Source organism: Bradyrhizobium sp. USDA3010, from assembly GCF_056429065.1.
In genome coordinates this window covers 15,761-35,952 of the sequence record NZ_JBWJZD010000027.1, presented here as the reverse complement: position 1 = coordinate 35,952, position 20,192 = coordinate 15,761, and the positions used below count along the sequence as shown (strand labels likewise).

General features: G+C 64.7%; 21 protein-coding genes and 2 tRNA genes. 12 read left to right on the top strand and 11 right to left on the bottom strand.

All coding sequences use genetic code 11. The features are described from left to right. Positions 1–62: 62 nt before the first annotated feature. The 3 genes from AC066Y_RS31265 to AC066Y_RS31255 form a co-directional block, all read right to left on the bottom strand. A complete protein-coding gene (locus tag AC066Y_RS31265; RefSeq protein ID WP_478277221.1) occupies positions 63–377 on the bottom strand; it encodes a DUF5658 family protein in 315 nt (104 codons plus the stop codon). A gap of 655 nt (positions 378–1,032) precedes the next feature. Beyond that, positions 1,033–1,185: a zinc finger domain-containing protein gene (locus AC066Y_RS31260; RefSeq protein WP_478277220.1), complete on the bottom strand. Its 153-nt coding sequence runs from the start codon at positions 1,183–1,185 to the stop codon at positions 1,033–1,035. Between the two features lie 399 nt (positions 1,186–1,584). Next, positions 1,585–1,830 carry a hypothetical protein gene (locus tag AC066Y_RS31255; protein ID WP_456722462.1) on the bottom strand — a complete coding sequence of 82 codons (246 nt, stop codon included), beginning with the start codon at positions 1,828–1,830 and terminating at the stop codon, positions 1,585–1,587. A gap of 397 nt (positions 1,831–2,227) precedes the next feature. Here AC066Y_RS31255 and AC066Y_RS31250 point away from each other — a divergent pair, with 397 nt between their 5' ends. Further along, on the top strand, positions 2,228–2,569 hold the full coding sequence (locus tag AC066Y_RS31250) for a hypothetical protein (protein ID WP_478277219.1): 342 nt from the start codon (positions 2,228–2,230) through the stop codon (positions 2,567–2,569). Between the two features lie 23 nt (positions 2,570–2,592). Here the strand turns inward: AC066Y_RS31250 and AC066Y_RS31245 are convergent. Both AC066Y_RS31245 and AC066Y_RS31240 read right to left on the bottom strand, forming a co-directional pair. After that, a tRNA-Thr gene (locus tag AC066Y_RS31245) sits at positions 2,593–2,667 on the bottom strand. 163 nt (positions 2,668–2,830) lie between these two features. Further along, complete coding sequence (locus AC066Y_RS31240) at positions 2,831–3,262, bottom strand: hypothetical protein (RefSeq protein ID WP_478277218.1); 432 nt, start codon at positions 3,260–3,262, stop codon at positions 2,831–2,833. Positions 3,263–3,410: 148 nt separating this feature from the next. On the opposite strand from AC066Y_RS31240, the gene AC066Y_RS31235 reads away from it, so the two are divergent. From AC066Y_RS31235 to AC066Y_RS31220, 4 genes are all read left to right on the top strand, one after another. After that, positions 3,411–4,127, top strand: coding sequence for a dienelactone hydrolase family protein (locus AC066Y_RS31235; RefSeq protein WP_478277217.1), 717 nt, complete (start codon positions 3,411–3,413; stop codon positions 4,125–4,127). Between the two features lie 70 nt (positions 4,128–4,197). Then, on the top strand, positions 4,198–4,911 hold the full coding sequence (locus AC066Y_RS31230) for a HoxN/HupN/NixA family nickel/cobalt transporter (RefSeq protein WP_478277216.1): 714 nt from the start codon (positions 4,198–4,200) through the stop codon (positions 4,909–4,911). Between the two features lie 171 nt (positions 4,912–5,082). After that, positions 5,083–5,556, top strand: a complete 474-nt coding sequence (locus AC066Y_RS31225; protein ID WP_092115086.1) for a hypothetical protein — start codon at positions 5,083–5,085, stop codon at positions 5,554–5,556. Between the two features lie 92 nt (positions 5,557–5,648). Beyond that, entirely contained in the window at positions 5,649–6,071 is a 423-nt protein-coding gene (locus tag AC066Y_RS31220; RefSeq protein ID WP_478277215.1) for a hypothetical protein, read from the top strand. A gap of 61 nt (positions 6,072–6,132) precedes the next feature. Here AC066Y_RS31220 and rlmB read toward each other — a convergent pair whose 3' ends face one another. Continuing rightward, the gene (gene rlmB / locus AC066Y_RS31215) at positions 6,133–6,957 is read right to left on the bottom strand and encodes a 23S rRNA (guanosine(2251)-2'-O)-methyltransferase RlmB (protein WP_478277214.1); all 825 of its coding nucleotides are present in this window, start codon (positions 6,955–6,957) and stop codon (positions 6,133–6,135) included. Positions 6,958–7,265: 308 nt separating this feature from the next. On the opposite strand from rlmB, the gene AC066Y_RS31210 reads away from it, so the two are divergent. After that, positions 7,266–7,351 (top strand) — tRNA-Tyr (locus tag AC066Y_RS31210). A gap of 194 nt (positions 7,352–7,545) precedes the next feature. Here the strand turns inward: AC066Y_RS31210 and AC066Y_RS31205 are convergent. Next, positions 7,546–8,421 (bottom strand): LysR family transcriptional regulator, encoded by an 876-nt coding sequence (locus AC066Y_RS31205; RefSeq protein ID WP_478277213.1) that lies wholly within the window; start codon positions 8,419–8,421, stop codon positions 7,546–7,548. 102 nt (positions 8,422–8,523) lie between these two features. Between AC066Y_RS31205 and AC066Y_RS31200 the strand changes: the two genes are divergently transcribed. Both AC066Y_RS31200 and AC066Y_RS31195 read left to right on the top strand, forming a co-directional pair. Beyond that, a complete protein-coding gene (locus AC066Y_RS31200; protein ID WP_478277212.1) occupies positions 8,524–9,135 on the top strand; it encodes a DUF1989 domain-containing protein in 612 nt (203 codons plus the stop codon). Between the two features lie 24 nt (positions 9,136–9,159). Continuing rightward, positions 9,160–10,089 (top strand): LysR substrate-binding domain-containing protein, encoded by a 930-nt coding sequence (locus AC066Y_RS31195; RefSeq protein WP_478277211.1) that lies wholly within the window; start codon positions 9,160–9,162, stop codon positions 10,087–10,089. On the opposite strand, the gene AC066Y_RS31190 is transcribed toward AC066Y_RS31195, so the two are convergent. Next, a complete protein-coding gene (locus AC066Y_RS31190; RefSeq protein WP_478277210.1) occupies positions 10,070–10,954 on the bottom strand; it encodes a polysaccharide deacetylase family protein in 885 nt (294 codons plus the stop codon). The genes AC066Y_RS31195 and AC066Y_RS31190 overlap by 20 nt on opposite strands. A gap of 36 nt (positions 10,955–10,990) precedes the next feature. Continuing rightward, entirely contained in the window at positions 10,991–11,662 is a 672-nt protein-coding gene (locus AC066Y_RS31185; RefSeq protein WP_478277209.1) for an FMN-dependent NADH-azoreductase, read from the bottom strand. A 297-nt stretch (positions 11,663–11,959) separates the two neighbouring features. On the opposite strand from AC066Y_RS31185, the gene AC066Y_RS31180 reads away from it, so the two are divergent. Next, positions 11,960–13,420: a purine-cytosine permease family protein gene (locus AC066Y_RS31180; protein WP_478277208.1), complete on the top strand. Its 1,461-nt coding sequence runs from the start codon at positions 11,960–11,962 to the stop codon at positions 13,418–13,420. Positions 13,421–13,442: 22 nt separating this feature from the next. Here the strand turns inward: AC066Y_RS31180 and AC066Y_RS31175 are convergent, their stop codons facing one another. Then, positions 13,443–14,369 carry a LysR family transcriptional regulator gene (locus AC066Y_RS31175; protein ID WP_478277207.1) on the bottom strand — a complete coding sequence of 309 codons (927 nt, stop codon included), beginning with the start codon at positions 14,367–14,369 and terminating at the stop codon, positions 13,443–13,445. Positions 14,370–14,491: 122 nt separating this feature from the next. On the opposite strand from AC066Y_RS31175, the gene AC066Y_RS31170 reads away from it, so the two are divergent. The 3 genes from AC066Y_RS31170 (at position 14,492) to AC066Y_RS31160 (ending at position 18,812) form a co-directional block, all read left to right on the top strand. After that, positions 14,492–15,847 carry an MFS transporter gene (locus tag AC066Y_RS31170; protein WP_478277206.1) on the top strand — a complete coding sequence of 452 codons (1,356 nt, stop codon included), beginning with the start codon at positions 14,492–14,494 and terminating at the stop codon, positions 15,845–15,847. A 32-nt stretch (positions 15,848–15,879) separates the two neighbouring features. Continuing rightward, positions 15,880–17,124 (top strand): metal-dependent hydrolase family protein, encoded by a 1,245-nt coding sequence (locus tag AC066Y_RS31165; protein ID WP_478277205.1) that lies wholly within the window; start codon positions 15,880–15,882, stop codon positions 17,122–17,124. Between the two features lie 488 nt (positions 17,125–17,612). Continuing rightward, complete coding sequence (locus AC066Y_RS31160; RefSeq protein WP_478277204.1) at positions 17,613–18,812, top strand: adenylate/guanylate cyclase domain-containing protein; 1,200 nt, start codon at positions 17,613–17,615, stop codon at positions 18,810–18,812. A gap of 8 nt (positions 18,813–18,820) precedes the next feature. Here the strand turns inward: AC066Y_RS31160 and AC066Y_RS31155 are convergent, their stop codons facing one another. Next, on the bottom strand, positions 18,821–20,134 hold the full coding sequence (locus AC066Y_RS31155) for a chloride channel protein (RefSeq protein WP_478277203.1): 1,314 nt from the start codon (positions 20,132–20,134) through the stop codon (positions 18,821–18,823). Between the last annotated feature and the right edge of the window lie 58 nt (positions 20,135–20,192).

Sequence of the window (20,192 nt, the reverse complement as noted above, 5' to 3'; positions counted from 1 at the left end):
AGTCTCGGCAACTGTGCCAGGCAGCGCTAACGGCGGCTCGCCAGCATCACCGCAAGGTCAGCTCAATTGGCGCCCGCGAGGATGAACAGATTGTTGTAGACGGGTAGTGCGATAAGGGCGACCACATAAGCCACTTGGCGTTCGCTGTTGCCGTGCCAGAGCAACCATATCACGAGGTAGGTTAGGCCCAGTTTGGCAATAAGCCACCATTCACCCAGCCACTCCTGGGTGAGCCACATGAACGGGTTCAGTTCGCCCATTCCCCGCTGCAAGATCTCGTTGGTGGTGATCAGATCCGAGTAGCCCATCAGCAGGGCGCAGACCAGCAGCATTGCCTTCAGCAACGACGTCCTCGCCCGCAACTGCTTTTCCGTCATCCGGTGCCTGCCCGAAATCCGCTTGTGGCTCCCTGTGCCGCAATTTTGCGGGATGTTTTCGGCGCGTGCAAGCCTCCACGACCCGGTTGTCCAACGCCCCGCGCTCCAACGCAGCCACGTCAGGGATCCCGTACCGAGGCACGGTCAACTGACCCGTCTCGTTGATTTCGTGAAAAACTGGTGCCGGCTGAGTGCTCCACACAGTTTAGCCGACAGGAAAACGCTGGCATTATTAGCTTTGGAGCTTGGTCCGAACCGGAGAATCCCACAACTGCGAGGCGGCCAAAGCCACGGCGGCGGTAGGGCTGGGCCTTCAGTACACAATTCGTTCTCGTTTTGCGGTCTGTTCCCGTCGCCCTCGGGGTGCTGTCTGTATTTGAGCCCCGTGTCCTAGTTTGAATTTGAGAGTGGCCTACTTTCGATTTTGTTGCGTCCGCCGCAAAGCGGATCGCCCCATAAGCACGAAAACCAACACGATGGTCAGAAGACCAAAAATCGATTGTGTGTTAGCGGCGAACTCGCCGAATGAGCTACCGTCCTTCGGAAGGATGCTTGCAAACGCGCATATGGCGAAACTCATGCCGCAAGAGAACTTGAGCCTGTCGATCCCCTTGATGTAGTCGGGTTCCTCTAACGTTAAGCCCCCAGGGCCGCCTTAGTTGGCGTTGTCCCTGATCTTGCCCTTACCTTCGCAGGCCGCGCATTTGACCGGATAGATTCTGTGACCCGGCTGCACCGCCTGCGTAATCGGCTGGACGCCCGTGCCATTGCAGGCCGGGCAGATACGCTCTTTGATTTTCGGCTGCATGTTGAGCCTTTCTGGCCGCGCCTCAATTGGGCGAATCGAAAGGGGCCGCTCCACGCGCGGCCCCTTGCCGGTTTAGTTTCGAAAATCTGTTCGGGATGAAAAGCTAGCCCCGGCAAGGTCTAGGTTAGAGTTTTCAACAACATTGTTGGATTCCGGAAGACTACGGTGTTTCGCTATTGGAACCCTCCCGGAACCCGATATCACCCGCTCGCGTTAACTGACTGCCTCTCGCGTAATGCACAGGAGGAGGTTGGCATGATGGAGCATCCCAATCTTGATTCGTATGCAGTTCGAGCGCGCATCTGTCTTGGCTTTGCGATCATTGGAGCGGTGCTATTCGCCGCCGTAATGCTCACTGGCATACGATAAAGGCCGTCTCAGTTGGCGGCGTCTCCCCGCTCAGATTTTCGGCGCAGCACCGGCCCGATCGAAGACCGGCGTCTCTTCTTCGTCGTCAGGTGCAGCACCGGTCGGCGTATCTTCTGTCGCGTGTCGCAACAACTCGGTGTCAGCGTCGAGCCCGTCAACGGTTTCGTTTGCCTGACTGCCCGAGTCGCGCCGCCGAGCGGGAACCTGTGCCGCGCCGGAACCAGTAATGGCATCAATTGCGCTCGACCGACGTGGCGTCCAATTCTTCCGTGTCATTGGAACCTCCGTGACGAGTCAATCTTTTCGCTCGCTCCAGGTTCCGCTCAGCAGGTCTAGTCAAACCCGGCACGCAATGCCCGGCTATTTTTTTGCGTTGCATCCCAACCGGAGTTATCCGGCCATCCACCGTCGCGTGAGCGGCGGCCTTTACACCTATCAACAACAGAAAATGAAAATGATTTTGAACGACAAAGACGATTGCGTTGAATCGATCGCTGGATCACTTGAACGAACCGCCGCTTGGCGCAGAACACTGGTTGTCAAATTTCCGGACGGATCCGCGCAATCTGTGGGCCGCAGATGCGCTCGAAACGCTTGCTGTAGCCGCAGCTGATCTTACCGACGAACAATGGCACGAGCTGCAGCCCCACTTTGGCGGTTGGGCCTCAGAGACGTGGCGAAACGCATTGAGCCAATCCGCAAGGGTTTTCGGGTTTCAGCATCGCTCCGTGAACTTCAACTACTTCTTGAAAATTCTACTGCAAAATCTCACGCCAGAGAGTGTTGCCGCCTGATGGTCGTTGCCCAGTCGGATATTGCTCAACTGTTCGAAGACATGAATTTCGCGGAGATCGAGATTCATACGCTGGCTGACGGCTTAATCAATGAAATGCATATTGGTGTTAAGGGCACCATGACCGCACTATTCCTGAAGGGGCTCGCTCAGAAGGTTAGGCGCGGACTCGCGGGAGCTGTCCGGGCAGGCAGGAATCCCGGTGGCGATTTATACGGATAAGGGCGTAGTGTCGGCTAAACTGGTGGTGCCGGCTGAGGGGATTGAACCCCCGACCTTCAGTTTACAAAACTGCTGCTCTACCGCTGAGCTAAGCCGGCGACATGGGTATGATTTGCGCGCTCGCATAGCAGACTTGGTGCGCCGGGGCCAGAACCTGAAGGCCAGAACCCGGGAGATCCGGATCGACCCTTCGCCCCCACCGGCCAGGCGGCAAAAAGGCGGCCCGAAGGCCGCCTTTTGCGCATCAGCGGTACGCCTGAGCTACTGGCAGGGATGTCGCAGGCCGTCGCCGCCGCGGAACCAGGTGCCGGGGGTGCAGACAAAGCCGTTCTGCCGGGCATATTCCTCGCCGCCGATCGGGGTGCGGGCATAATCGGGGCCGCCGAACGGGGCGGTCGCGATTGCAGCCGCCGTGCCGACCGCGCCGCCAACCACACCGGCCGCGACGCCGGCGGGGCCGGGGTCATAGCGGTTGTAGCTGCCCTGCCAGTCGCGGTCCCGCCGATAGGTGTGGTGGCGATAGGCGGTGCGCGTGGTGCCGGGCGTCATCGTCTGGCATCGGGCATCGGGATCGTCATTCGAGCAGCGCGCGGCGGTACCGATGGTCTGCTGCGCCATCGCGGAGCCGGCCAAGGTCGTAGCGAGCAGGGCTGCTGCGCCAACGATGGCGCCGCGCATCTTGAGCTGTGTCATGCAAGGTCTCCTCTCGTCGTTGTGCCGAGCTAATCTCGCCGTGCCGCGACCGTTCCGACGCGGCCTTGCCCTGCGTTCAAACCGGTGTGAAGTTCCGTAACTCTCGCGCATGATGTGTTCCGGATGATGCTGTCTTGACGAGAATTGCATGCACACCAGCGACATCGACTACGCCGCCGGCGACGCCAATTTGCGCGGCTATCTTGCGTTCAAGGACCGCGGCGCAAAGCGTCCCGGCGTGCTGGTATTCCACGAGGGGCTCGGGCTCGGCGATTTCGCGATGGAGCGGGCACGCAGGCTTGCCGAGCATGGCTATGTGGCGTTCGCCGCCGACATGTTCGGCGAGCGGCGGCAGGCCGCCGATCTGCAGCAGGCAATGACGCTGATCGGTCATTTGCGCTCCGATCCCGCCACGCTCCGCGCACGGGCCCGTGCCGCGCTCGCGACACTCACGGCATTGCCCGAGGTCGATGCTACCCGTTGCGCGGCGTTCGGCTTCTGCTTCGGCGGCACGGTCGTGCTCGAGCTCGCGCGCGACGGCGCCGACCTCAAGGCCGTCGTCAGCTTCCACGGCGTGCTCTCGACCACGCAGCCTGCGGCGGCGGGTGCGGTGAGGGCGAGCGTGCTGGTCCTGACCGGGGCCGACGATCCGTTGGCGCCTTCCGACCAGGTCGCGGCGTTCGAGAACGAGGTGCGCGCCGGCAAGGTTGCCGACTGGCAAGTGATCAGCTACGGCAACACGCTGCACGGCTTTACCAACCCGACCGCCGACGGTTCGATCATGAAGTCGGCGCTCTACGACGCGCGGGCCGACCGCCGCTCCTGGGCGGCGATGCAAGGCCTGTTCGACGAGGTGCTGGCTTGACGAGCTGCCGGCCTGACAAGATCGGCGATGTGGTGTTTGATCTGCCGTCACGCGCCGGCGCGGGGGATTGATGTTCGGAATCTTGAGTCTTGGCTTTCTGCTCGGCATGCAGCATGCGCTGGAGCCGGATCACATCGCGGCGGTATCGAGCATCGCGGCGCGGCGCAGCCATGTCGGTGATATCGTCAAGCACGGCCTGACCTGGGGCCTCGGCCACACGCTCACGCTGTTCGTCTTTGCCGGTGCTGCGATCCTGCTCGGGCGCGCGATCCCCGAGACGGTATCGCAGCCGATCGAGACCGCGGTCGGCGTCATGCTGGTCGGCCTCGGCGCGCATGTGTGGTGGCGGCTGTGGCGCGACCGCGTGCACTTCCACACCCATTCGCATGGCGACGGCATGACGCATTTCCACGCCCACAGCCACGCCGGCGAAACCGTGGCGCTTGCGTCCACCAGCCCGCACGTCCGCGCGGCGCACAGCCACGCCCACCGCTTCCGCTGGCGCACGCTGCTGGTCGGCCTGATGCACGGCATGGCGGGCTCCGCGGCGCTGTTGGTGCTGACGGTGTCGCAGGCCCCGAACCCGGTGATCGGGCTCGGCTATGTCGCGCTGTTCGGCGTCGGATCGATGATCGGGATGGGCGTGCTGTCCAGTGTGATCGCGGTGCCGCTCGCGGCCTCCGCACGCTGGCTGACCTGGGCCAATCGCGGCCTGCAAATGGCGGTCGGCGCTGTCACGATTGCGATCGGCGTCCACTCGATCATCGAGAACGCGTTCACCTGACGCATACGCGCCCAGAGCCGCCGTTAACGATTCCTGAGCCCGCACGGCCGCATTGACCGGATGCCGATGCTTGCGCGTTAGGCTTACCGCCAGTTTGGCCCGCGGCCTTAACCCTTCCGCCAAGCCGTTGGATTAGGCTGCGGGTGGAACAATTCGGGACGCTGGGTGAACATGCGCGGAAGTCTTGCGCTGGCGATATTGGCTGCGATGACCTCGACGGCGCTGGCCGGCGGCGGTTTCGACATCGTCGTGCCCAATCGCCCCGGCGTGCCCATTATTATCAATGGCGTCGACGCCTCCTACGCCGTGGTCGAAAGCGCGATGGGGCTCGCCCGCAACGACTCGATGGTGCCGACCGTCTATGGCGGCCGCCCGATCGATCCCCAGCCGAATGTCGGCCATTATTATCCGAGCCTCGGTCGCATGCCGGGTTACGGCCGCCTCGAGATCGAGCCACCGGCCAACCGCCGCCTGCCGCAGCCGGCCGAGAGTTATCATCAATCGTGGGGGGCGCAATCCGCGCCGCTCCCGGCGCAGTCCAACGTGCCGGTCGATCCGCCGCCGGTGATCTACGCGCCGCAGTTCAACGGGCCGCGGCCGCTGCCCGGACCGGTCCCGCGGCCACCGCGTCCCCGAGGACCCTAAACCAACTGCCCCAAATCAACAGCCCCTCGCGGGGCGCCTTCATAGCCACCAAGAGCTAACGCGACGAACAGAGAGACCATCAGGAGAGAGTAATGCGTCAAATGATCAAAGGACTGATTGCGGCCGTGGCCGTCATGGTGACCGCGCCCGCAATGGCGTGCGGTTTCAACCCTTGCGGCTATTCCGCGCCCGTCGTGAATTACGGCTGCGGCGGCTGCGGTGGCTACGGCTACGGCTACGGCTATGGCGGTTACGGCGCGGTCGAACGCCTGCCTGACCCGGATGCGGCCTACCCCGACGCAGCGCAGCAGTACTATTACGTCAACCAGGGACCGAGCTACACCGGCCCGGGCAATTGGGCGCCGCGTCCGTACTACCGCGAAGGCTATGGCCGTCCGTATTACGGCTATCGCCACTATGGCTACCGCCATCACTATCGGCCCTACCGTGCACACTACGGCTACGGCTATGCGCCGCATCGCTACGGCCATCCGGTGCTGCGCCGCTACTACTGATCCGACGATCGGTCGAAGAGATATCAGCGCCCGTTCGCGTCAAGCGAGCGGGCGTTTTCGCTCACATCAGCCCGAGCCGGCTGGCGCCGATATAGAGCGCGAGCACACAGGCGTTCGAGACGTTGAGGCTCTTGATCTCGCCGGGCATGTCGAGGCGAGCGACGACGCGGCAGGTCTCGCGCGTCAATTGCCGCAAGCCCTTGCCTTCGGCGCCGAGCACCAGCGCGAGCGGCTGCTGCAATTGAACCTTGCCGAGATCCTCGGCGCCCTCGCTGTCGAGACCGACGGTCTGGAAGCCGTGGTCGTTCAGTTCGTTCAGCGCACGCGCCAGATTCTGCACGGTGACCATAGGCACCAGCTCGAGCGCGCCGGAGGCGGACTTCGCCAGCACACCGGTGGCCTCCGGGCTGTGGCGGGCGGTGGTGACGATCGCCTTCACCGCAAACGCCGCGGCCGAGCGCAGGATGGCGCCGACATTGTGCGGATCGGTGATCTGGTCGAGCACCAGCACGATGCCCTCCTGTGCCAGCGTGTCGATGCCGGGCGAGGGCAGCGGATCGGCCTCCGCCAAAAGGCCCTGATGCACGGCATCGGGGGTGAGGCGCCGGTCTATATCGCCGGGCCGAACGATCTCCGGGGTGACGCGGGTTGCGATGTTTTCGTCGGCAAGGCGCTTGGCGGCGTTCTCGGTGAGGTAAAGCTTGCGGATCTGGCGGTCCGGGTTGGCAAGCGCGGCCGCCACCGTGTGCCAGCCATATAGAATCACCGGCCCGTCGGAACCGGATTCGCGCTCCCGCCGGGCCGGCGGCCGGCCGAATTTCGGCCCTTTTTGGAAGGGTTTACCGCCCTTGCCTCGGAAATTGGGTTTGCGGTCGCGATCGCTCATGTGAGGCTTGTGTCACGGCTCCCGATTATTGGCAATTTACACAGCGTTTTCGAGCGAAGTGGAGGGCGGTTCGCGTGAAGAAAACGCGTCAAAAACAAGAATCTAGCCGCCGCTATTGCTCGTTTGGAACAGAGATCGCGACAGCCTGCAAAAGTATGCCAAATTGCGCGCCCGCTTGGTTGACTTTGGGGACCGCCTTCGCCCATAAACGCGCCCGACCGCGCACCCGCTTCGGGTCGGCCGGTTATCAGCGTCATTTCGATGACCGGTCCGCCGCCACTCGCGCGGCCGGTCTGATGCTGTTGGACGGGGGAGTGTCCCGAGTGGCAAAGGGAGCTGACTGTAAATCAGCCGCCTCATGGCTTCGCAGGTTCGAGTCCTGCCTCCCCCACCACGCTTCGCCCTGACGGGCTACGCGTGGCGCAGCCACGCCTGACCTGTCAGGGCAAAGCGTGTCCGGCGTAGCTTGAGCGCCAGCGAAAGCGAAGACGGACTGGCCAAGGGCCTCGCTTCCCCGAACTTCAATTCGACACGTTACTCCCATTTCGCTGGGCATGCCGACAAGGCGTCTCGCGCCGCCACCACGACTCACCCCCGCAACCCGCGCCGCAGCAGTTTCCCGAAATCCTGCGCCATCTGCGACGGGGCTTCATGCGTCGGGGAGAGGATGGCGATCTGGTACTGGATCTTCGGTTTGAACGGGCGGATGGCGAGGCCTTCGGTGAAGGGCTTACTCACCACCGGATCGACGATGCCGACGCCGCGGCCCTCGGCGACCAGTTGGCACGCAGTCGAGAAGAATTCGGTTTCCGCGACCACGTTCCAGCGCGCGCCATATTCGGAGAAGGCAGATGCCAGCTGCTGGTAGATCGGGTCGCCGCGAAACAGCGTGACGAAGGGGACGCCATCGAGGTCATCAGGGGTGATCTGCTTGAGCTTCGCGAGCGGATCCGCATGCGGCAGCATGCACACGCATTCATACGAGAACACCTCCATGTGCGATGTCGGATAATCCAGCGGCAGTTCGGCGACCGCGAGATCGAATTGCTGCGTCGAGATCAGCTCGCGGACGGTCGCGGAATTGCGCGTGATGATCTTGATCTGCAGTTCGGGCTTGTCCCTGGCGAACTGCGACAGCAGGCGCGGCAGCAGGCTGATCGAAATGCTCGGATAGGCCGCGATCGCGAGGTGACCGCGCCGCCCGGACCTGATCTCGGCCGCAACGCGCGCCGCGTTCTCGACGGCTTCGAGGGCGCGCGCCGCTTCGACATAGAACAGCTTGGCTTCCGGGGTCGGTTGCAGGCGGCCGCCGCGGCGCAGGAACAGATTGAGGCCGGTCTCGTGCTCGAGGCCCGCGATCATCGTGCTGATGCCGGGCTGCGACATGCCGAGCAGTTCGGCCGCCCGGGTCATGGTGCCGTGGAGCATCAGGGCGCGGAAGCATTCGAGCTGTCTGAGGCGCATGCGCGACTATACGAATCTGCTATAATGGACACAATTAATATTATTAGAATTACATGATGAGCGGTGCTCCAATGGCGCAACGAGCCATTGAGGAGGCACCACATGACCGCAGCAACGATCGATCTGACCCGCGCCCGTCTGATTCCAGCCCGCAACGGCGTGGCGGCTCGCCTCGATGCGGGAGAAACGGTCATGGTCGTCAACACCCATGGCAAGCAGGTGGTCGATACCTGGGCCTTCAATGCCCGCGACACCGGCGAGTTCATGTCGATGGAGCACAGCCGCGCATCGATGCTGCGGCTTGTTCCGCGCGTGGGCGACACGCTGACCACCAACCGGCGCCGCGCGATCCTGACCTTCGTCGCCGACACGACGCCGGGAATCCACGACACGCTGATCGCGGCCTGCGACATTCACCGCTATCGTCAGCTCGGTGCCGTCGGCCATCATGACAATTGCACGCAGAATCTGGCGCATGCGCTCGAGGCGGTCGGCCTGTCGGCTGCGGTAACGCCGGCTCCGCTCAATCTGTTCATGAATGTACCCGTCACCGACGGTGGACAACTGGACTTCAAGTCGCCCGTCAGCGAGGCCGGGCAGTATGTGGCGCTGCGTGCGGAGATGGATCTGGTCATCGTGTTCTCCGCCTGTCCGCAGGACATGGTGCCAGTGAACGACATGCGGCCGACCGACGCTCATTTTCTCATCGCCTGATACAGGCCGCGCGGAGAACCGATCATGCGCAAGCTGCCGCCGCTCAATGCCGTCCGCGCGTTCGAAGCCGCGGCGCGCCATGAGAGCTTCACCGCCGCCGCCAATGAGCTCTGTGTCACGGTGACGGCGATCAGCCACCAGGTCCGGCAACTCGAGGCAATTCTCGGCCACAAGCTGTTCGAGCGCTCCGGCCGCGCGGTCGTGCTGACCGCGGAGGGCCATGCGGTGTTCCCCATGCTGCGCGACGGCTTCGACCGCATGGCGAGCGCCTTCGCCGCGATCCGTCCGCCGGCCGACGGCGATGCGATCACGGTATCGACCACGCGCGCCTTCGCCGAGCGCTGGCTGATGCCGCGGCTCGCGCGCTTCAACGCGGCGTTTCCGCACCTCGTCGTCCACATCGATGCGACCGAAGAGGTGCGGACGCCGGGCGCAGACGGCGTGGATCTGGCCATCCGCTACGGACGCGCTGACCGTGCCGGCGAGAAATCGGTGCTGTTCAGCGATCGCTACATTGCGGTCGCGGCGAGCGCAATCTGTCCGCCCGGTGCCCGTCTTGCCATCGACGACGTCCGTTCGCGCTCGCTGCTGGCGTTCCGCTGGAAGAACGCCGCGCTGGATTCGCCGGCGTGGTCGGCCTGGCTCGCGGGCGTAGATCACGATCCCATGCGGGACTTCCGGATCTCATGGTACAGCGAGGAACCGCTGGCGCTGCACGCCGCCGAGCGCGGGCTCGGACCGCTGTTGTGCAGCGATGCGCTGGTCGACGAGCAATTGCGCGACGGTACGCTGCGCCGGCTCGATGGTCCCGCGCTTGCGGGCTTTGCCTATCGTCTCGTCGATGCGCCGAGCGCTGCCCGGCGCAAATCCGTGACGGCGTTCATCGACTGGCTGCGGGCAGAGGCGGCCACCTTTCGTGCAGCTCCCGAACAGGTCATGACACGGGCCGCGTGAAGTAGGGCAGGGTCTCGACGCGGACCTGGTAGGTGCCCGCCTTGACCAGGCCGTCGAGATGCGCGGCGATGTCCTCGAGCGATGCGAACCAGACCTTGCGTTCGGCAACGATCTGCTCGAGCCAGCGCTCCACGACGCGCCAGCGAGCAAGCCGGCCGGTCAGGAACGGATGCCAGATCCCCATCCAGAATCCGCCGGCCTCATAGGCGGCCTCGAACTCCTCGAACGAGGCGGCAAGACCCTCGCTCGGCGATTTGACCGGCATCATGTAGCCGATCTCCGCGTAATGGGCGAAGGGCGGCCAATCGTCCGATCCCCAGTGCGGCGGCATCTCGTAGAGCGACCCGCGTGCGGTGCGCATCTGGTACGGGATGTCGTCGGCCATCAGCGACGAATCGTAGACAAAGCCGTGCTCGATCAGGAGGTCGATCGTGGTCTGGTTGGCGTTGTAGACCGGCGCACGGTAGCCGCGCGGCTTGCGCCCGGTCATCGCGACATGGATGCCGAGCGCGCGTTCGAAGGCCTCGCGCTGCTGCGCCGAGGAAATCTCCGTCGGATCCTCGTGGATGTAGCCGTGATGGCCGATCTCGTGGCCTCCCTTCAGGATCGCCTCCACCGCATCCGGATAGCGCTGCATGGTCCAGGCCGGCATGAAGAACGACTGCTTCAGGCCGAGGCGTCGATAGGTTTCCAGGATGCGCGGCACGCCGACGGTCGGCCCGTATCGTCCCATCGTGATCGGATAGAGCCGGTCGAACGAATCCTTCGGCCGGGCGATGTGAATGAGACTGTCGGCGTCGACGTCGAACGTGATCGCACAGGCGCAACGCGCCCCGTTCGGCCAGGGGATGGGATTGCGGATCATCGGATCATCCTCGTGCAGCCGGCGGACAGCGGTGCATCATTCCGCCGCCACATTAACAGGCCCGTCGATTCCAAGACACTGCCGGACCAGCACGGGGAGCGCGGCAAAGGCGTCGGCGAGCGATCGGCGGTAGCGGTCGTCGTTGAACTCCTGGTAGTCGACCGCGATCAGATGGCTCTCCTGCACCCCAAGATAGTGCGCGCAGGTGAAGATATGGGTTTCCAGGTGGTTCATGGTTTCCCGCACCCCGCCGGGGCCGAAGCCGAATTCGCCGCGCGAACTCAGCACCACCAGCGTCTTGCCGCGCATGATCGGCTCGAGCGGAAAGTCGCCGCGCGCGAGATCGAAGCTGAAGGTCTTGTCGATGCGGATCACCTTGTCGAACCATGACTTCAGCGCCGCCGGCATGCCATAATTGTGCATCGGTGCGCCGATGACGATCACGTTGGCGCGTTCAAGCTCGTCGATCAGCGCATCGGAGAGACGAAGCTCGTCGTGCTGCTCCGCCGTACGGTCGCCGGGCGCGGTGAAGGCGGCGGCTACCCACGCCTCCGTGATCAAGGGAGGCGGATTGCGGCCGACGTCGCGCGAGATGATCGTGGCGCCGGGCTCGTGCGTCAGCCAGTGCTCGACAAACGACCTGGAGAGTTTCCGGCTGACCGAACGGTCGCCGCGCGGGCTGGCATCGATATGCAGAAGTGTCGTCATCCCTGGCCTCGGCTGGTTGGGGGCAATGCGTTGGCTCCACAATGACCGAGTGCCCGGGTCGGCGTGATTGACGAATCCGGCAGCTGAGTTGAGAAAATCTCAACAGTGAAGCGGGGCGCCATGGTGACACGGTCTGCGAGCGTGATCGCGGCGGGATCTGTCGCCATTCAACACGCAAACTTCACTCTCGATCTCATCTCAACCCGGCTTGAGGATTCCTCATTATCGCCTCGCGGCTGCCTGCTGCTCAGATGCCCCATCCGGCCCAAACCAATGCGCCGGACAAACGGGGGAAACATGTTGCTCAAGCAGACACAGCTTCCGGCGCAGGATGAGGCCGGCTTCGATGCCCACGGAATTGAGCCGGTGCCGGCGGCGCACCGCACGTCGTCATCATCAGATCAGTTCTGGATCTGGACCGGCGCGAACATCGCGCCGATCAACTGGGTGCTGGGCGCGCTCGGGATCCAGCTCGGCCTGAGCCTGCTGCAAACGCTTACCGTCATCGTTGTCGGCAATCTGTTCGGCGCGGCGCTGTTTGCCGCCTTCTGCCTGATGGGACATCGCACCGGGGTGCCGCAGATGGTGCTGGGCCGGCTGGCGTTCGGCCGCCGCGGCGCCTATCTGCCGGCGCTGGCGCAGGTCCTGATGCCGATGGGGTGGGGCGCGATCAACACCTGGATCGTGCTCGACCTCTGCACGGCGGCGCTGGAGCGGATGGGCATTGGCGGCGGCGTCGAACTCAAATACGCGATCGCGGTGCTGGTGATGCTGTTCCAGATCGGCATCGCGGCCTGGGGCTTCAATGCCATCAAGGTGTTCGAGCGCTACACCATGCCGTTCATCCTGCTGATCATGGCGGTCATGACCGCGCTCGCCTTCCTGCGCGTCGATATCAGGTGGCAGTCGGCAACCGTCACCGGCATGCCGGCCTTCGCCGCGGCGACGCAACTGATGACCGCGATCGGCATCGGCTGGGGCATTTCGTGGCTCACTTATGCCTCCGACTATACGCGCTTCACCAGGCCCTCGCTCGGCGCTGCCAAGGTGTTTCGGGCGACATTCCTCGGCATGTTCCTGCCGACGGTCTGGCTCGCTTTTCTCGGTGCAGCCATTGCGTCCGCAGGCGCCGGTTCCGATCCGTCGAAGCTGATCATCGCAGCTTTTGGTGCGATGGCGCTGCCGGTGCTGCTGGTGCTGCTCCATGGCCCGATCGCGACCAACATCGTCGTGATCTATTCCGCGGCGCTGTCGTCGCTGGCGCTCGATCTGCGGCGGCCGCGCTGGGTGATCTCGGTGATCTCCGGCCTGATCGCCTCCGCGATCCTGTACGCCTTCCTGCAATCGGGCGATTTTGCCCACGCCTTCGACAATTTCATGGTCGCCCTGATCGTCTGGATCAGCCCATGGGCCGGCGTGACGCTCGCGGACTTCTACCTGGTGCGACGCGGCCGCATCGATGTCGCCTCGCTCTACGAGGACCCGGGTCGGGATCGTGATTTCAACTGGGCCGGGCTGATCGCGTTTGCTGCCGGCTTCGTGGCGGCGTGGGCTTTCCAGATGGGCACGATCAAGGCCATGCAAGGTCCGCTGGCGTTGGCGACCGGCGGGGTTGACCTGTCGTGGCTCACCGGCATCGGCGTTGCGATGGCGAGCTACCTTGCGCTGCATCGGCTGCTTGAGCGTCCGCCGGCGCGGAGTGGCCCGTCGCCGGCTGCGGACGCTGCGTCGATCGAACCCGCGCCCACATCGACCTGACAGGGGCACGGCTTGCGCCTGTTCAGTCCATCCGCGCGAACAGCTCCACCAGCGTCTCGCGCAGCCAGCGCTGCGCGGGGACGGTGTCGTTGCGCTGGTGCCAGAACAGGCTGACGATGCGCGGCGGCGCTGGCAGCGGCACCGGCACCGCATGCAGATGGGGCGCGTGGCGGGACTGCGCGCTGAGGTCGCGCGGCAGCACCGCGATCAGGTCGGAATGGCGCACGATCTCGTAGGCGGCGTTGTAATGATTGACGGTCGCGACCAGGTTGCGCGACAGCCCGCGCGAGGCGAGAAACTGGTCGTAGGTCGGCAGCGTCTTGCCGGCGAGGCTGACATCGACATGCTTGGCGCCGAGGAAGCTGCGGGCGTTGAGCCGCTTCCCGTTCGCCAGCGGATGATCCCGCCGCATCATGCAGGCATATTCGACGGTCCACAGCGAGCGTGAGCGGATCGCGGCCGGCGGCTGCTGCGCCTCGTTGACATAGACGCTCAGCACGCAATCGACCCGGTTGTCCTCGAGCCGGTCGCCGATCTCGAGAATGGTGTTGGGCAAAGTGTGGATGCGCGCGGAAGGCGCGATCTCGCCGAAGCGCTTGATGAGCCGCGGCATCACCAGCGAGGACACGTAGTCCGACATCGACAGGCTGAATTCGGCCTCGGTGCGCCGAGGATCGAAGGCGTCCTCGTCGAGTGCGCGGCGAACGTGTTCCAGCGCATCGCCGATCGGCTGCCACAGCGTCACCGCGCGCTGTGTCGGGCGGATCCCGCTGGCTGATCGCACGAACAGGGGATCGCCGAGCGCGTCGCGCAGGCGGGCGAGGGCGTTGCTGACCGCGGGCTGGGTCATCGTCAGCGCGCTCGCCGCGCGCGTGACGCTGCCCTCGGTCATCAGCGCCTCGAAGACTTTCAGCAGGTTGAGGTCAAGCGTGCGGAAGGACACGAGCAATATTCACAATGGTGATGTACCAGATAACAATTATAAATTATTCCCATAATATTGATTTGTCTATCATTCCCCCGGCTGACCTCGCGGCGCGTGCCGACCGTGGGGCGGAGGGGGACTTTTTCATGTCAATGATTTCGGCGCGCATCGAGCGCCTGCCGTTCGCGCGTTTCCATGTGCACCTGCTGCTGATGGGCGGCCTCGGCTATTTGTTCGACGCGATGGATGCCGCGGTGCTGGCGTTCATCCTGCCGGTGCTGCGCACCGCCTGGGGGCTGACCAATGTCGAGACCGGCGTGCTCGGCAGCAGCACCTTTGTGGGCTATCTGTTCGGCGCGCTGCTTGCGGGGACGCTGGGCGACCTGATCGGCCGCCGTGCGGTGATGATGTCGGCGCTCGCGCTCTACAGTGCAGCTTCGCTGGTCAGCGCGACGGTGGACAGCTGGCCGGCGTTCTTCGCCGCGCGCGTCGTCGCCGGCATGGGCACCGGGGCGGAAAGCGCGATCATCGCGCCTTATCTCGCGGAATTCGTGGCGCGGCGTTACCGCGGCGCCTTCACCGGCGCGCTCGCCGGCTTCTTCTCGTTCGGCTTCGTCGCCGCCGCCTTGCTCGGCTATTTCATCGTGCCGGCCTACGAGAACGGCTGGCGCATCGTGCTCGTGATCACCGCCGTGCCGGTGGTGATGCTGCTGTGGTGGCGCCGGTCGCTGCCGGAATCGCCGCGCTGGCTGGAAAGCCGCGGCAGGGTGAAGGAAGCCGAGGCGGTGCTCGACAAGATCGAGGCCAGCTTCGCGCGCGAGGGCCGTGTGCTGCCGGCTCCGGTCGCCGAGCCCGTTGTGCCGGCCGTATCGTCGGGAACGCTGCTGAGCAATTTTGCGGCGCTGTTGGCCGGCCGTCAGGCGCGGATCACAACCATGACCTGGATCATGTGGCTGTCGATCACGTTCAGCTATTATTCGTTCTTCGTCTGGATTCCCGGCCTGCTGGTGCAGAACGGCATGAGCATCACCAAGAGCTTCGGCTATTCGCTCGCGATGTATTGCGCGCAGGTGCCGGGCTATTTCACCGCCGCCTTTTTCAACGAGCGGATCGGCCGGCAGTCCACGATCGCAACTTACATGATCCTCGGCGGTGCCAGCGCGCTCGGGCTCGCCTTTGCCGCAAGCGACGGGCAGATCATGGCGGCCGGCCTGCTGCTGTCGTTCTTCATGAACGGCACCTATGCCGGCGTCTATGCCTACACGGCCGAGGTGTTTCCGACGGCGATCAGGACCACCGGCGCAGGGCTCGCGTCCGCGATCGGCCGTGTCGGCGCGATCATTGCACCGATCCTGGTCGGCTATCTCTACCCCAATTTCGGCTTTGCCGGTGTGTTCGGCGTCACCACGACCGTGCTGTTGATCGGTGCCGTCACCGTCGTGCTGATGGGCGTGCCGACGCGCGGCCGATCGCTGGAAGACATCGCAAGCGAAGCCGCGTGATCACTCGGGCTACGTTCTGACAGGAGACCTTTATGTCCACGACCCTCTTCAAGAATGCCGCGCTGCTCGATCCGCTGCGGTCCGACCTGCTCGAAGGGCACCACGTGCTGGTCGAGGATCGCCTGATCAAGGAGGTGTCCGATCGGCCGATCGAGGCCTCGGTCGATCGTGTCATCGACCTCAAGGGCAAGACCCTGATGCCCGGCCTGATCGACCTGCATGTGCATGCGGTCGCCGTCGAGCTCGACCTGTCGCAGCAGGCCCGCATGGCCAACGTGCTGGTGACGCTGCGCTCGACCATGCTGCTGCGGGGCATGCTGAAGCGCGGTTTCACCACCGTCCGCGATGCCGGCGGCGCCGGCTATGCGCTCAAGCAGGCGATCGATACCGGCCTGACCGATGGGCCCAGGCTGTTCGTCTCCGGCCGCGCGCTCAGCCAGACCGGCGGTCACGGTGACGGGCGTGCCCGCTCGGACTATCTGAGCGACCCGACCTGCTCCTGCTGCGTGCGGGTCGGCGCGATCGCGCGCGTCGTCGACGGCGTCGATGCGGTGCGCAAGGCGGTGCGCGAGGAGCTGCAGATGGGCGCCGACCAGATCAAGATCATGGCCTCCGGCGGCGTTGCGTCGCCCACCGATCCGATCGGCGCGTTCGGCTATTCCGAGGACGAGATCCGCGCCATCGTCGCGGAGGCGAAGGCGCGGCACACCTATGTGCTGGCCCATGCCTACACCGCCGAGGCGATCGAGCGCGCGGTGCGCTGCGGCGTGCGCACCATCGAGCACGGCAATCTGGTCGATCTTCCGACCGCGCGCCTGATGGCCGAGCAGGGCGCCTATGCGGTGCCGACCCTCGTCACCTACGAGGCGCTGGCCACCGAAGGCGCCAAATACGGCCTGCCGGCGGCGAGCGTCGCCAAGGTCGCCGACGTGCGCGATGCCGGCTTGCGCTCGCTCGCGATCTATCGCGAGGCCGGCGTCAAGATGGGGTTCGGCACCGATCTGCTCGGGCCGTCGCAGCGGCTGCAGAGCGAGGAGTTCCGGATCCGCGCCGAATGGTTGGGTCCGCAGGCGGTGATCGCGAGCGCGACCATCGTCGGCGCCGAGGTGCTCGGCATGGAAGGCAAGCTCGGCCGCATCGCGCCGGAGGCGTTTGCCGACCTGCTGGTGGTCGAGGGCAATCCGCTGCGCGACGTGGCGTGCCTGCTCGGCCAGGGCGAGCACATCCCGCTGGTGATGAAGGCCGGCAAGGCCGAGGTCGACCGGCTGGGCGGGTAACGCAAGATGAAGTCAGGCTGGATCGATCCTGCGGCCGGCTCCCTGAACCTCCCGCGCTAGCGGGCAGGGCGATCGCATATGGCTATCGGCCACGTTCCATAGCCGGCGATGACGACGTCGAGGCGTCAGCTGCAGAAGTCCGCAAATGCCATATGCGATCGTCCCGGAGCGAGGTGACTCTGCACGATTTCTGGATAATAGAAGAATGCCACTGATTTGCCCGACGAGTCAAGTTGCCGTGTCCGCCGGCTACTTTGCATGGGGTTGTTTTCGATATTTTGGCAGTGCGTCCATGCGACGGCAGGCTATTGCATCCGGCTCGCTTCTGACCGTCCGGCCTCACCACACCACGCGGAGGCCCGCGGTGCCCTTCGAGGGGCTCGGGCAGGCCGACTAGCCCGATCACGATACCGCTGGCGGCGTTGACGTGGCCGGGCGGAAGCACGACATACCGGTTGCCGACCCCACCCGCCGCTCCGGAGCCAGCCATGAACGCGCCCCCCAACATCGATCACGTCACGCCGCAGTCCGACGGCGACGTTGTGAGCTGGCTGACCAACGAGACGCGCGACCAGCGCTTCATCGACAACATCTTCGCCGAGCTGTGCATCCGGCTGCAGGGCGCGGGCATTCCGCTCAAGCGGGCGACCATGAACCTCCTGATCCAGCATCCGCAGTGGCTCGGCGCCCGGATCATCTGGGCCGACGGCAAGCGCGAGGCCGAGATCACGCGGGTCGACTACGATGTCCAGCAGCGATCGGAATATATCGGCAGTCCGGTCTACGAAATCCATCAGGGTGCCGACGAGGTGCGCGAGAAGCTCGAACGTGACCCGTCGCAGGGCCGCAAGCACGCACTCTATGACGACATGCGCGCGCAGGGTCTGACCGATTATGTGGCGTGGCCGCTGCTGCATACGCTCGGCAAGCGGCATGTCGTGACCTTCGCGACCGACCGTGCCGGCGGTTTCGATGATGCGCATATCGCTAGCCTGAAGACGGTGCTGCCGGTGCTGGCGCTGGTCAGCGAGATCCGGATGAAGAACCGCCTGGCGCGGACGCTGCTCGAGACCTATGTCGGGTCGCACGCCGGCGAGATGATCCTGGCCGGCGCGACGCGGCGGGGCAGCGGCACGACGGTGCGCGCCGCGATCATGATCTGCGACTTGCGGGATTTCACCCGGATCTCGGACTCCTGGCCGCGCGATGACGTGATCGATCTCCTGAACGACTATTTCGACGCGATGTCGGAGCCGATTGCGCGGCATGGCGGGGAAATCCTGAAATTCATCGGTGACGGCCTGCTTGCCATTTTCCCGCTCAGCGAACCCAAGGCCTGCGCCAACCTGCTGCATGCGGTAGCCGAGGCGCGGCTGGCGATGGCGGCGCTGAGCGAAAGGAACGGCTTGATGGGCCGTGCGCCGATGAATTACGGCATCGGCGTCCATGTCGGCGACGTCATGTACGGCAATATCGGATCGCGCACCCGGCTCGACTTCACCGTGATCGGCCCTGCCGTGAACATGGCGTCGCGGCTCGAAGCCCTCACCAAGCAGTTGAAGAAGACGGTTCTGCTGTCCCGCGCCTTCGCGGATCTCGTCGAGCACGATTTCGCGCTCGAACATGTCGGCGAGCACCCGGTGCGTGGCTTCAGCGAGCCGATCGAGTTGTTTGCCTATAACGGCTGAAGAAATCTTCAGGCCGGCGTCGCCTTTTGCGCCGGCGAAGCCCGATCGATGAATCCCTTGGCGAGGGCGTGATAGACGCCCTCCTTGCAGATCAGGCGCGAACTCGCATGCGCGATCAGGGCCGCGGCCATCAGCGGCACCACCATGGCGTGATTGTCGGTCATCTCGGTGACGATCACGAAGGCCGTAATTGGGGCCTGAACCACGCCGGCAAAATACGAGACCATGCCGAGCAGCATGAGGGCCGCAAGCGGCGCGCCGTGAAACAGCGGCGCGATGTTGGAGCCGAGCCCGGCGCCGACCGCGAGCGAGGGCGCGAAGATGCCGCCCGGCATGCCGCTGATCGAGGCGAACGTGGTCGCCAGGAATTTCCACACGCCGAAGCTCCCGGGCAATTGCGATCCGGCTTCCAGCGCGGATTTGACCTGCTGATATCCCGTGCCGTAGATCGCGCCGTCGGAAGCAATTCCGCAAATCGCCGCCGCAAATCCGCAGGTCGCGGCAAAGCCGACCGGGTAGCGCTTGATCGCGCGTCCGGCCGGATTGGCAAATCCGCGCGCCATTGCGATCAGGATGCGGCTGAACAGGCCGCCCGCCAGACCTCCGGCCACGCCGCAGAGCGGGACCGCGAGCCAGTCGGTGCCGTTGCGCAGGGCCGTCGCGCTGGTGCCGAAGTAAGTGTAGTTGCCCATCAAAGCGAGCGACGTCAGGCCCGCGGCGATGACCGCGCCGATGATCAGGCTGGAGGTTCGCGTCTCGAAGGCGCGGCTCATCTCCTCGATGCCGAACACGATCCCGGCCAGCGGGGTGTTGAAGGCGGCCGCGACGCCCGCCGCCGCACCGGCAAGGATCAAGCCGGGTTGGCGCCGGGGCGAGAAGCGGCCGAGCGCAAACATGATCGACGCGCCGATCTGCACCGTTGGTCCCTCGCGCCCGACCGATGCGCCGCACAGCAGGCCGAACAGGGTCAGCAGAATCTTGCCGGCGGCAATGCGCAGCGAAACCAGGCTTTCCCGCGCGGTCTGGTCGGTCAGATGGCGCGCGGCAATGGCCTGCGGGATGCCGCTTCCCTGCGCGTTCTGAAAAAAGCGATTGGTCAGGTAGACCGAGAGCGCGAAGCCTGCAGGCGTCAGCACCAGCGAGGCGTAACGGACATGCGACACCAGTGCCGTAAAAGCGACCTGCGCCAGATCCGCGAGCTGGGCGAGTGCGACAGCCGCCGCACCGACTGCAATGCCGCCCAGCAGGAAGATGGCCCGGCGCTGCCAACGCGCGGAAACGATTCTGAACAGCCGCCTCTGGCGGTTGGAGGGGAAGCCCATTCTGACGCAATTCCGGCTGATGTCGTGGTCCGGTCCGGACGAATCACGCCATTCCTAG

Bases quoted from the DNA above. Each gene is read 5' to 3' on its own strand.
- AC066Y_RS31205 (WP_478277213.1), bottom strand. From the start codon at position 8,421: ATGCGCCTCAGACAGCTCGAATGCTTCCGCGCCCTGATGCTCCACGGC.
- AC066Y_RS31190 (WP_478277210.1), bottom strand. From the start codon at position 10,954: ATGATCCGCAATCCCATCCCCTGGCCGAACGGGGCGCGTTGCGCCTGT.
- AC066Y_RS31165 (WP_478277205.1), top strand. From the start codon at position 15,880: ATGTCCACGACCCTCTTCAAGAATGCCGCGCTGCTCGATCCGCTGCGG.
- AC066Y_RS31195 (WP_478277211.1), top strand. From the start codon at position 9,160: ATGCGCAAGCTGCCGCCGCTCAATGCCGTCCGCGCGTTCGAAGCCGCG.
- rlmB (WP_478277214.1), bottom strand. From the start codon at position 6,957: ATGAGCGATCGCGACCGCAAACCCAATTTCCGAGGCAAGGGCGGTAAA.
- AC066Y_RS31240 (WP_478277218.1), bottom strand. From the start codon at position 3,262: ATGACACAGCTCAAGATGCGCGGCGCCATCGTTGGCGCAGCAGCCCTG.
- AC066Y_RS31235 (WP_478277217.1), top strand. From the start codon at position 3,411: ATGCACACCAGCGACATCGACTACGCCGCCGGCGACGCCAATTTGCGC.
- AC066Y_RS31170 (WP_478277206.1), top strand. From the start codon at position 14,492: ATGTCAATGATTTCGGCGCGCATCGAGCGCCTGCCGTTCGCGCGTTTC.
- AC066Y_RS31180 (WP_478277208.1), top strand. From the start codon at position 11,960: ATGTTGCTCAAGCAGACACAGCTTCCGGCGCAGGATGAGGCCGGCTTC.
- AC066Y_RS31225 (WP_092115086.1), top strand. From the start codon at position 5,083: ATGCGCGGAAGTCTTGCGCTGGCGATATTGGCTGCGATGACCTCGACG.
- AC066Y_RS31160 (WP_478277204.1), top strand. From the start codon at position 17,613: ATGAACGCGCCCCCCAACATCGATCACGTCACGCCGCAGTCCGACGGC.
- AC066Y_RS31200 (WP_478277212.1), top strand. From the start codon at position 8,524: ATGACCGCAGCAACGATCGATCTGACCCGCGCCCGTCTGATTCCAGCC.
- AC066Y_RS31220 (WP_478277215.1), top strand. From the start codon at position 5,649: ATGCGTCAAATGATCAAAGGACTGATTGCGGCCGTGGCCGTCATGGTG.
- AC066Y_RS31260 (WP_478277220.1), bottom strand. From the start codon at position 1,185: ATGCAGCCGAAAATCAAAGAGCGTATCTGCCCGGCCTGCAATGGCACG.
- AC066Y_RS31230 (WP_478277216.1), top strand. From the start codon at position 4,198: ATGTTCGGAATCTTGAGTCTTGGCTTTCTGCTCGGCATGCAGCATGCG.
- AC066Y_RS31265 (WP_478277221.1), bottom strand. From the start codon at position 377: ATGACGGAAAAGCAGTTGCGGGCGAGGACGTCGTTGCTGAAGGCAATG.
- AC066Y_RS31185 (WP_478277209.1), bottom strand. From the start codon at position 11,662: ATGACGACACTTCTGCATATCGATGCCAGCCCGCGCGGCGACCGTTCG.
- AC066Y_RS31255 (WP_456722462.1), bottom strand. From the start codon at position 1,830: ATGACACGGAAGAATTGGACGCCACGTCGGTCGAGCGCAATTGATGCC.
- AC066Y_RS31155 (WP_478277203.1), bottom strand. From the start codon at position 20,134: ATGGGCTTCCCCTCCAACCGCCAGAGGCGGCTGTTCAGAATCGTTTCC.